At 34.3% G+C, this 11,612-nt stretch carries 10 protein-coding genes and 1 tRNA gene; 8 read left to right on the top strand and 3 right to left on the bottom strand.

What is annotated here, in order from left to right; all coding sequences use genetic code 11:
• The first annotated feature begins 214 nt into the window (after positions 1 to 214).
• From AC5YGG_RS07005 to AC5YGG_RS06985, 5 genes are all read left to right on the top strand, one after another.
• Positions 215 to 299 (top strand) — tRNA-Ser (locus tag AC5YGG_RS07005).
• Between the two features lie 58 nt (positions 300 to 357).
• Positions 358 to 1,302 (top strand): 3',5'-cyclic-nucleotide phosphodiesterase, encoded by a 945-nt coding sequence (locus AC5YGG_RS07000; RefSeq protein ID WP_496143785.1) that lies wholly within the window; start codon positions 358 to 360, stop codon positions 1,300 to 1,302.
• 212 nt (positions 1,303 to 1,514) lie between these two features.
• Entirely contained in the window at positions 1,515 to 2,099 is a 585-nt protein-coding gene (locus tag AC5YGG_RS06995; RefSeq protein ID WP_496143784.1) for a YdeI/OmpD-associated family protein, read from the top strand.
• Positions 2,100 to 2,778: 679 nt separating this feature from the next.
• The gene (locus AC5YGG_RS06990) at positions 2,779 to 4,416 is read left to right on the top strand and encodes a sensor histidine kinase (protein ID WP_496143783.1); all 1,638 of its coding nucleotides are present in this window, start codon (positions 2,779 to 2,781) and stop codon (positions 4,414 to 4,416) included.
• A complete protein-coding gene (locus AC5YGG_RS06985; protein WP_496143782.1) occupies positions 4,416 to 5,069 on the top strand; it encodes a response regulator in 654 nt (217 codons plus the stop codon). Before AC5YGG_RS06990 ends, AC5YGG_RS06985 begins: the two co-directional genes overlap by 1 nt.
• A gap of 756 nt (positions 5,070 to 5,825) precedes the next feature.
• Here AC5YGG_RS06985 and AC5YGG_RS06980 read toward each other — a convergent pair.
• The 3 genes from AC5YGG_RS06980 to AC5YGG_RS06970 all read right to left on the bottom strand — a co-directional run bounded on the left by AC5YGG_RS06980 (position 5,826) and on the right by AC5YGG_RS06970 (position 9,495).
• A complete protein-coding gene (locus AC5YGG_RS06980) occupies positions 5,826 to 6,224 on the bottom strand; it encodes a VOC family protein (protein WP_496143781.1) in 399 nt (132 codons plus the stop codon).
• A gap of 124 nt (positions 6,225 to 6,348) precedes the next feature.
• Positions 6,349 to 7,161 (bottom strand): DUF4249 domain-containing protein, encoded by an 813-nt coding sequence (locus AC5YGG_RS06975; protein ID WP_496143780.1) that lies wholly within the window; start codon positions 7,159 to 7,161, stop codon positions 6,349 to 6,351.
• Between the two features lie 3 nt (positions 7,162 to 7,164).
• Entirely contained in the window at positions 7,165 to 9,495 is a 2,331-nt protein-coding gene (locus AC5YGG_RS06970) for a TonB-dependent receptor (RefSeq protein WP_496143779.1), read from the bottom strand.
• 283 nt (positions 9,496 to 9,778) lie between these two features.
• On the opposite strand from AC5YGG_RS06970, the gene AC5YGG_RS06965 reads away from it, so the two are divergent.
• The 3 genes from AC5YGG_RS06965 (at position 9,779) to AC5YGG_RS06955 (ending at position 11,486) form a co-directional block, all read left to right on the top strand.
• Positions 9,779 to 10,360: a TlpA family protein disulfide reductase gene (locus tag AC5YGG_RS06965; RefSeq protein ID WP_496143778.1), complete on the top strand. Its 582-nt coding sequence runs from the start codon at positions 9,779 to 9,781 to the stop codon at positions 10,358 to 10,360.
• Positions 10,361 to 10,385: 25 nt separating this feature from the next.
• Complete coding sequence (locus AC5YGG_RS06960; RefSeq protein ID WP_496143777.1) at positions 10,386 to 10,934, top strand: hypothetical protein; 549 nt, start codon at positions 10,386 to 10,388, stop codon at positions 10,932 to 10,934.
• A gap of 63 nt (positions 10,935 to 10,997) precedes the next feature.
• Entirely contained in the window at positions 10,998 to 11,486 is a 489-nt protein-coding gene (locus tag AC5YGG_RS06955) for an SMI1/KNR4 family protein (protein WP_496143776.1), read from the top strand.
• Positions 11,487 to 11,612 lie beyond the last annotated feature (126 nt).

Raw genomic sequence — 11,612 nt, 5'->3', positions numbered from 1 at the left:
TTAAAAAAATAACTTCTTCTACTTTTAATTTATGTCTGGAAAATATGAATTTCAACCTTAAAATTTAACTGATTGTAAAGGATTCCATAAATTTATTTTTGTGTAGGACAATTACTTGGCTTTAAAATTTATAAAATAGTTTGAAAAGTTTGGCAGAAATTAAAAATCGCTTTATATTTGCACCACTGAAAACAACGATACATTCGGAGTTTCGGGAGAGTTGGCAGAGTGGTCGATTGCGGCAGTCTTGAAAACTGTTGACTGTAACAGGTCCGGGGGTTCGAATCCCTCACTCTCCGCTAAGAGAATCTTCAACAGAAGATTCTCTTTTTTTATTTATAAGTAATCTTTTTCATCATGAAAAAAATAGCACTTTCCTTATTTGCCCTTTGTCTATACACAGTTTCACAGGCGCAAAGTTTTGATCTTATTCCACTGGGAATTTATGGCGGCGAGCATGAAGATAATCTATCTGCCTATCTGGTGGGAGCTCCTAATGAAAATACATTCTTTTGCCTTGATGCAGGAACCGTAAATGCCGGAATCAGAAAAGCAATTGAATTAAAAAGTCTTAACGGTTCAGCAGAGGAAGTTCTGAAAGATCAAATAAAAGGATATTTTGTTTCCCATGGTCACCTGGATCATCTCGCTGGCTTGATCATCAATTCTCCAGCAGATTCTAAAAAAGATATCTTTGGGATCGCACCGGTACTTCAAATCCTGCAAAACCATTACTTTATCACGGATACATGGATTAATTTTGCCGATCAGGGACAAAAGCCAATCTTAGGAAAATATCATTATAACGAACTTAAAGAAGGAATAGAAACTCCGATACAAAACACCACCATGTTTGTAAGCGGTTACGAGCTAAGCCATGTAAATCCTTATAAAAGCAGTGCCGCATTGGTAAGAAAAGGCAACGATTATCTGCTTTATCTGGGAGATACTGGCGCTGACAGAGTAGAAAAATCTGATAAACTTGATCTTCTTTGGAAAAACATTGCTCCACTCATTAAGAAAAAGCAATTAAAAACAATACTGATAGAGGTTTCCTTCCCCAACAGTCAGTCCGAAAAGCTGTTATTTGGTCACCTCACTCCAAATCTTCTGACAGAAGAGCTTACCAAATTGAAAGAAAAAACAGGACAGAAAAATCTGGAAGGTCTTAATATTGTTGTGACACACAGAAAACCTACCGGAGATAATCCTGAGATCATTAAAGATGAACTGCTGAAAAATAATCCTTTAAAAGTAAATTATATTTTCCCGGAACAAGGTAAAAAAATTACTTTACCTTAATAATATATAAAAGATGAGACAGAGAATGTTTCATCTTTTTTTATTCTCTTTTGTTTTTACCACTCACATACTTTATACAGTTCAAAATTCTAAACCGCATAATAAAATAGGCGTGTAGCCTAATGTATAATCAATTTATTCTTGCATCCGTGGCAAGCTACTGACAAACTATTGTCACTCATTTTTCATAATTTTACGTAAAACAAAGACACATGGCACCCATAAACGAAAGAAAAACAATATCCGTCAATTCCAGTTTAGAATGGAGAATGTGGTTGGAAGAAAATCATGATAAAGAACAATCGATCTGGATTATTTGTAATACGGTGAAATCAAACCTACCTGTCGCCACCTGGAGTGATCTTGTGGATGAATCTCTTTGTTTTGGCTGGATAGACAGTACAAGAAAACCTATAGATCAGTATTCTTTCATGCAATTGTTCAGCAAACGAAAACCTAACAGTACCTGGTCAAAGATCAATAAGGAAAAAACTGAAAGACTTATAAAAGATAACCTGATGCAGCAAGCCGGATATGAAACCATCAGAATAGCAAAGGAAAATGGTTCCTGGAATATCTTGGATAGTGTAGAAGATCTTACTATTCCTGATGATTTAGAAGAGGCATTTAAAATTAATGTGGGTGCAAAAGATTATTTTTTAAGTTTGAGCAAATCAATGAAAAAAATGATGTTGCAATGGATTATACTTGCCAAAAGACCCGAAACCAGGCAGAAAAGAATAGATGAAATAGCATTACATGCAGCAAGAAAAGAAAAACCGAAACATTTCCAGTAGATTTCATTCTTACATCAGTTTTTCGAAAGTAACGGAATTGAATATCTTCTAAAATCATTTTCAGAGAAACGCTTTACAAAAGCATGAAAAAAAACTTTTACTTAGAAATTCTTTAACAGATCAGAATTCTTTAGAATCAACACCAGTGAAATTATTCATAAAAATACGTTGAGAGGATAGAGCGTTACAACAAAAATACTTATCCATTAAGGTAAAAGGAGCTAATGATCATCTTATCACCAGCCAAAGTAATACAGCAGCCTTCCGAAAATGGATTGAAGAATGAAAAAACATATGAATTTATTGATGATTTTAAAATAAAAGAGTTTTTGCATTATCCTCAATTTTTACATCTAATCCAAAAAAATATATTTACTTTAATGAAAAGCTAAGGTTTTATAGCTGTTTTAATGTAAAGTAGGATTCTATTTCGACAATTTTATCGGGAATTTACTATTATCAAGAAGACAAAATTTACTTTAACTTTGCCAATTGAACCGTATATGCCGATTATTATATTTTTGGCAATAATATTATATGGGTTAAGACTAATGATAAATAAGAACTTAAAAGAATTAGAGTATTAATTTAGCTAGTTGATATGGGTTATAAATTCTTAAATTTTAGATTAAGGAAAGTTGTTCACTATTCGTTAATTATCTGCATTTTATTGATACAGGTGATTATCGGAATATTTTTTTATAACGAGGTCGTTAATGAAAAGAAACTGCAGTTTATTAAAACTCAATTGGAGGAAAGCAGAGCTTTAGGTGGCTTAACGGATAATTCAAGGAAAGATTTTATGGATGCGCAGGGGCATCTTCAGACGTATATGGTCACTCAGGACAATAAAGATCTGCAGTTATATTTTGAATCCCTCAAAAAACTTAAGCTGAATTTTGATAAAATCGGTGAGTATGAAAATACAAGTCCGAGACTAAAAAAGAATCTGGCACTTCATAAGCAGGATACAGTGAAGGTAAATAAGCTGAAAACACTGATTGATTCCGTATACCAAACCTCTTTGAATCAACCTGCAAAGATAGAGGAGAAGCAATATGAACCACAGAAGTATAAAAATGACTTCGATGATTTCAATATTCAGACCCGTACCTATGCGGATACTATTAAGAAGAAAGGCTTTTTTGGTCGTTTAAAGGATGCTGTAACAGGAAAAGTAGATGTTCAGAAAGAAAGTACGGTAATTACCTTAACGAATAATAAAACTATAGATATTTCCCAGGTAAAATCCAAAATGGATAATACCCTGAAATCTATGGACAAGCATTATGCTGCTGAGGTAAAAAAAGTTCAGCAGGATGCGGCAAGAAAACAACGAGACAATCTGCAGTTTTACAGTAACTTTAATAAATTGCTGGTTTACAGTAACGGGCTTATCGATGTGTATGAGCGTGCTATTAAAGATTTTAAGTCTGAGCTTGAAAAGGAGTACAGTAAACAAAGCTCTAATAATAATAAAATCAGAAGATACCTCGTATTAGGGCTGATGGTTTTAATGTTTATCGTATCAATTCTGATCATGTACTTTACCAGAGTAGCATTTATCTATGAAAGAAGACTGGATGCAGCGAATAAAGAAATTAAAAACAACCTGAATTTCAAAAACAGAATTTTAGGAATGCTGAGCCACGATCTGAGGTCACCATTAAAAATTATTAATATCTTTATTGATAAGATCCACAGGACAACAGAAGATGAAACCATTAAGGATTATCTGAAGTCTATTAAGTTTACGAACAGTACATTGCTACTGCAGTCTAATCAGATTTTAGAATATACAAAGAATCAGGATGCGGAAAAGAAACTGATTAAGTCGGTTTTTAACCTTAAAGATGAGATCAGTTCTATTGTAAAAGTAATAACGCCCTATCTGGAGACAAGAAATAATAAGTTTGCAGTGACGGACAGAATTCCTGAAGATGTAGTTGTATTTTCAGATAATATAAGAATCAATCAGATCTTTATGAATATCCTGGGAAATGCCAATAAATTTACAGAAAACGGACAGATTGATCTTGTGATGTTTACCGAACCTGCCGGTAAGGATAAAATAACGCTGATCACAACGGTAGGAGATACTGGAGTAGGAATCTCAGAATCTGATCTGAAAAAGATTTTTGACCCATATTACCAAGGAACAGTTTCTGATGAAGTAGATAATCTTGGTGCCGGACTTGGGCTGAACCTGGTTAAAGAAATCGTAGAGCTTTTCGATGGTAATATCTCCGTTGAAAGTAAGCTACACAAAGGAACAAAAGTAACATTCAGGATAAATTTAAATATTAATAATAAATAATGGAAATGCCAATTGAAAACAGAGAGATCACATTCCTTTTAGCAGATGATCACAGCATTGTAAGACAGGGAATGGAGATTGTCATTACCGATATTGTTCCCAATGCTAAAATTTATCATACTTCATCTTTACAACAGGCTGTAGAGTTGGTAGAGTCTAAGGGAATAGAAATGGCAATCATTGATGCTCACTTCCCGGAAGGAAACAGTCTGCATGTTTTACCACAGCTTAAAAATGCCAACCCTGATATTAAAATTCTGATCTTTACAGGTCTTGAAGAAGATTTGTATGCGCTTAAATTCATTAAGGCTGGTGCTAATGGATATTTAAGTAAATTAAGTGAAGAAGAAGAAGTAAGAGAAGCTATCATCAATTTTATACAGAAAGGAGAGTATCTTTCTGATGTTGCCAGAAACTTACTGGTACAGTTTGTTTATAATCCGTCTCTTATAAGCCCGTTGAGCGGCTTGACCAAAAGAGAGCTTCAGATTGCTGAATTATATGCAGAAGGGCTTGGTAACCTTGAAATTGCAAACAATCTGGATATAAAACAAAATACAGTAAGCACCATTAAAAAAAATATCTTCGAAAAATTAAAAATAGATAACCTGGTTGAACTGATTGATCTTATCAAAACACATCATAAAATATAACGTTTTTTTAAGGACTGTTTCTCGCTTTTTAAAATATTGAAAGAATTTTATCGATAAATATCTACAATGCATCCGATTTGTATCTATGGGGTTTATAGATGATAATATTGCTCAATGTCGTTACTTTGTACTATAAAATTTACCAATGAAATGGAATTACTTTTTAAGCTTTTTCACTTCAGAATAGGTAAATCATAAAACTATACAAATAATAAACTATAGTTATATAAAAACGCAAGTGATGAAAATAAAATAAGAAGTGTATGAATACCTTTAGCGAGAACTTCTTGAAAAACCAAATGATCGATAAGAAAAAAAAACACAAATTACTATAAGGAAGTTCAATTGGTAGGTTATTAGTACAAAATAAAAAGGAGGCAGTTGACCTCCTTTTTTATTGTTTTATGTATTGCTTTTCAATATTTTATATGTTTTTTTGCCACGAATTCACGAATAAATTGATTATACATTAGTCTATATTGCTATGTGTTTTAAGAATTTTAAAGCAGAAAGGAAACATAGAATTACAAGAACGACAAAATTATTATTTTTAACTCTGCTGATTTTTACTAATAACGCGGAATTGCAAAAATATTCGTGCATCCTTGGCAAAAATATTTTATAGCCAAGGATGCACGAATGAATCGATTATAATGTAGTTAAAAACAATTCTATCTATAGCCTAAGCAAAGCTAGTTTTCACTTTTTCATATTATAAATTTTAATGGTTTAGATCTATGCTTTTGTTTAGAAGAATTAGCCAAACTTTTGAATAGCCTCCGTACTTACAGGAGTAAAGAAATTGATCATATTACCATCCGGATCGCAAAATAGGAGAGAACGGTTGCCCCAAGGCATGGTTGTAGGTTCCTGAATAATATGATTCGTTAAGCCTTTGATTTTTTCAAATTCAGTATCTACATTAGAAACTAAGAACTCTATAATGATGCTTATATGATTCTGGGTTTCTGACAATTGTTCTGCACCAAATAATTTCATCGTTCGCGTACTTCCTATCGCAAGCGTAATTGTATCCGTTGTAAGCTCTGCAAAATCCTCTGTATACCATTGTGCTGTGAAGCCTGTTACTTTTTCATAAAACTCTACAGACTGTTTGATGTCTTTGGTAATGATTCTTAATGATGCTAGTTTCATATAATTTTATATTTATAATTAATGCAAAACTAAGCCCAAGCTATGACAACAGAATGTCAGTAGTATTTAAATAATATGAAAAATAAAAGGATATTCCAACATGCTGAAATATCCTTTTTAAGTTTTATTGATTGTTATCTTCCTGAATCACAATGCTCTTATTTCTTTGGGTATGAGCAGAAAAATATCCCAAAGCTCCATTGCTGATGTTGCTTGGTGGATTGGATGGAGTAACTCCGCTGCCATTCGAAAGATCCAGAAGAGAGCTGTAATAGGTAAATACATTGGTATCTATACACTGCATTTCCACGTAGATTGTATCTTCGGCTACAACCTGGTGATCAGCACCCTTATTATCATCATTTGGAAGCATTATCGGGCGTTGATTAGGCAATCCGTTATTGATGTTATCTGAAAATGCATCAATATATTTTTTGCTAAGATTATTGATCGTAAAAGTAAACAGGTATCGGTTACCCAATGCCACAGGATCCGTAAATACCGGTAAAAGCGTATAGCTGGTTCTGTCTCCAAATTTGAATGAATCCTGTTCCAGACCTTCAAAATCCACAGCTTGGGGCATTGTGCTTTGAGCCGTATATTGCTGTCCTGCTACAAGTACCTTCATGGTATATGTTCTTCCAGGTACTCCAGTAAATGTCGTTGTCTGATATTTGCCATTGCCTATGTATTGCAAGGTTTCTGTCTGCCCCGTATTATCACTTAAAATAACCTGTGCATCGGCAACTTCCGGATATATATTAGGATTGGAAACAGCTACAGTTTTTGTAATTCTGACGGTGTAAGGTCCTGCCTGATCCGTAATATTGCCCTCAATAACGATCTTTCCGCTTTGATCAGCCAGATCCAGGTCTATTTCCTTTTGACATGAAGTGATCAGAAGCAGAGATAATATGATTAAAAAAGTATTTTTCATGATTTAAAATTTGAAATTATAGGTGATATTAGGAACCCAACGGAATAAAGAAGTCTGCATGGCGCGGGTAGTTCCCGGATTATTTGGATTATCTTCAAATGTGATAGTATACGCATTTTCGCGCCCATAGATATTGTAAATCCCGAAAGTCCATGATCCGCGGAAACGTTTATTGGATTCCGGTTCATAAGTGGCACTGAAATCCATTCTGTGATATGCAGGCATTCTGTCAGCATTTCTGTTACTGTATTGGAAAACTGTTTGTCCGTTCAGCTCATACTTTCCGGTAGGGAATGTCACTGCATTCCCGGTACTATAAACAAATAATCCCGATAAAGACCATTTAGTGTTCAGCTGATAGGTTGCAACCACAGAAAGATCATGCGTTTTGTCCATTCTGGCGTTGTACCATTCATTATTATTGATTCCATCGATTTTGCGTTCAGTTTTAGATAAAGTATAAGAAATCCATCCTGTAAGCTTTCCGCTTTTCTTTTTAGCAATAAGTTCAAGTCCGTAAGCCCTTCCTTTCCCAAATAAAAGCTCACTTTCTACATCAGCAGCAGTGTCAAAACTAATCTGGGCTCCGTTTTTAAAATCGATCTGATTCTGCATACATTTATAATAGATCTCAGCATTCAGCTCATAATTGTTGTTATTGAAATTCCTGCTATAACCTAAACTAATCTGGTCAGCAATCTCAGGTTTCACTGTATAACTGCTTCCAATCCACTGATCTGTAGGATTACCACTGTTAGAATTGCTTAAAAGATGCAGGTTTTGAGTATTTCTGGAATAGGCACCCTTCACACTGCTTACTTCATTGATACGATAGTTTGCAGAAATTCTTGGCTCGATATTCACATATGTTTTCCCGAACTTTCCTTTCTCAAGAAACTGGCTGTCGGTAAGAACTCCATTTTCATACGTATTAAATGTGTCGCCCCCTAAAACACTAAACATGGAAAGCCTTGCCCCATAATTGATGGTAAGAGCTTCCGAAGCTTTAAAATCATCGTTGATGTATAGAGCATTCTCCCATGATTTTCTCGGATTTCTTGGAAAGCTGCTCACACTTGTACCGGATGCACTGCTTGGTGTAATCGTATGGTAAATAGACTGTAGCCCAAAGCGAACCGAATGCTTATTTCCGGCAAACCATGTAAAATCCTGTTTAAGGTTCCAGTCCTGGATCTTAGAATTTAGCCCAAAAGTATTATCATTGCTTCTCAGACTGATTTTATAATCATAATTACTGTAGATAAATGAAGTATTGGAAAACAATTTACTGTTAATAATACTGTTCCATCTCAATGTAGCTGTGGTATTTCCCCAATCAGTTGAAAATGTATTTCCTAATCCCAAAACATCTCTTCCGAAATATCCTGAAAGATATAAGCGGTTATTATCATTGATCTGATAATTTGCTTTTAGATTCAAATCATAGAAATACAATTTATTGTCTTTGTATTCCGGAGAAGTTTTCAGAAACAAATCTGCGTATGTTCTCCTTCCTGAAACAATGAATGACGATTTTTCCTTTTGAATAGGTCCTTCCACACTTAGCCTGCTGCTGATGAGTCCGATACCTCCGTTGATATTATAATCCTTATTATTTCCATCCTTCATTTTCACATCCATTACAGAAGAAAGTCTTCCTCCGTACTGTGCAGGGCTGTTTCCTTTAATAATGCTGGCATCCTTCAATGCATCACTGTTGAAAGTACTGAAAAATCCCAGTAGGTGAGATGCATTATACACAGGAGCTTCATCCAACAGTATAAGGTTCTGGTCTGTAGCACCGCCTCTCACACTGAATCCGCTGCTACCTTCACCATTACTCTTAATCCCCGGTAACAGCTGGATTGTTTTCATGACATCTTTTTCTCCAAACAGAACCGGAAGCTTTTCTATATTTTTAATATTTAACGTTTCCGAACCCATTTGAGCTGACGTTAAATTTTTATCCTTTTTAATGCCCGTAATAATAACTTCATCAATAGCTTTTGAAACCTGTTCCTGCTGGCTAAGAGGAAGATCTAGCTTTATATTTTGGTTAACGGTTATTTGCTGTTCAAAATCTTTATATCCCGGATAAGAAATAACTACTTTATAATTTCCTTCAGGTAATGAAAGAGAATAAAACCCATATTCATTCGCGATTACATTGATGGAGGGATCCTCAGCTACTTTTACATTGACTCCGATCAGTAATTCGCCGTTCTTCTGATCTTTTACGGTACCACTTACCTGATATTTCTGCTGTGCCATAGTCCAACTGCTGATGCAGAGTGCAGCCGAGGCAGTAGCAATTTTTAAAAAAGATGTTTGCATTAAGTTTATTTTTTAAAGTAGTAAAACTCTTTGTATAGATTATTGTTTTGTTGGATTAGTTGAATAGAAAGGAAATTAGTTACATACTAAAGCCTGAATTATTTTATATAGCCACGGATGCACGAATTTTTATTAGCTGTAAGGATAAATATGTCTGAGAAAATAGAATATTATTCGTGCATTGGTGGCAATACAAGACCTATAAAGCTTGTGGTTTGATTCAATTTGCCATCGATTTAAATAATTCGACTTATATTGCTATAAAGAATTATTAGGAAGAAATATGGAACAGTTGAAAAAATGGTTCAGAAACAATTGGTCTACAGCGATTTTAGCTATTCTATTCATTATATTGCTTGTCAATCCGGACGCTAAAGCTTGGCTTATGAGACAGGTGGCTTCTACAGGATTGCTAAATTCAGGTATATCAGAACCGGAAACTCAGGAAACTGTTACCTATAGCAATTTTACTTTAAAAGACGAATCCGGAAGGCTTATTAATGTATCAGAATTAAAAGGGAAGGTAGTATTCATGAACTTTTGGGCATCATGGTGTCCTCCGTGCCGTGCTGAATTTCCTTCCGTTCAGAAGTTTTATGAAAAATACAAATCCAATCCTGATATTGCTTTTTTGACCATAAATCTGGATGATGATTCTGCGGCAGGAAAAGCATATTTGAAGCAAAAAGGTTTTACAGTTCCTTTCATAACTCCTGCAAGCTCTATTCCAAGGGAAATCTATGACGGCTCATTGCCTACTACCATTGTATTGGATAAAAGAGGAGCAATCCGTCTTCGACATACAGGATTAGCAGACTATAGCAAAGATTCTTTTTATAATGATATGGATGCATTATTGAAATAAATATAACCTATGAACGATTGGATGAATGAAGAATACCATAATGAATTTATATACCTTATTTTCTTTCCATGAACGAGAAGACTATTATTTTACTGTGATTGACAGGAAAGGAGAAATTTTTGATAAATTTAAACTGCCCGAATGCAGAGACTTTCCACTTAAGAATAATAGTATTCCCCTTAAAGAAGAATTTATAGAAAAGTATCAGCTGAATCTGGATACTTTTTTAAAAGATTATGATTTATATACCTGTTATACCGGCGGAGTAGGAGAACTCTTTTCACAAAAAGCCGTATCGGTCCTGAAAGAAGAGCTTAAGAATGAAATAGAATTTATACCCTGCATGTTGAAAGGGCAACCTATTCCTGTATATGCTGCATTGTTTCTAAAAACAGCATCTATTGTAAAGGATTTTGACGGAATGAGCTTTAAGTTTGAAAACAAAGTATCCTTCAATGCAAAATATGCTGTTCAGGATGAAAATAAAGGGATTGACTTTGTTACTCAGGCATTTGTAGAGCTGGTAGAAAAAAATAATCTTATTATAGAATGTAGATTACAATTCAATGGATAGAGAATTGGAAGATGGAGATCAAATATTTACTTTAAATATGAATAGAAAAACAGAATTAGGGGAATGATTTTATTTAAAATAGTATCTGTTGAAGCTATAGAAGCAGAGATATTACAGCAAAAGAAAGATATTCAAAATTTTCCAAAGACTATCAGCTTTCCTTTTTCGGAACAATATAAAAAGCTGGTAACTTCAATAAAAACTATTGAAATTTCTTCAGAAACCATTCTGTACAACACTGCTGAAGCGGTTAATGAAAACAGAGAATTTAAAATGCCGGATTATTGGTGCTTTGCCAGAAACGGACAGGGAGATCTATGGTTTTTAGATAAAAATGAAAATGTTTTGTTCTATGATCATGATTATGACGAAAAACTGCAACCCATGTACCTTAATTTCGGGCAATGGCTGCAAATGGCGTTTCTCATTCGGCAATTAGACGAGTATTTTGATGAGCATGACACGATTCCAGATTCCGTAAAACAATGTTTTTGTGATGCATTGAATACTATAGAATCTACATTGAGTCAGAATTATCCTTTTACCTTTTGAACACAAAGGATTGAAGAGAAGGATATTTTTGAGGTCTTTCTTGGGTTGAAACGATTGTAAACTCCGATAAAATAGACTATTTTTGAGTTAAATGAATAAAATACAAACACAGAATGAGCCATTTGT

The organism is Chryseobacterium sp. CS2K3 (assembly GCF_059515185.1).
This window is presented reverse-complemented; position numbering and strand designations above follow the sequence as displayed.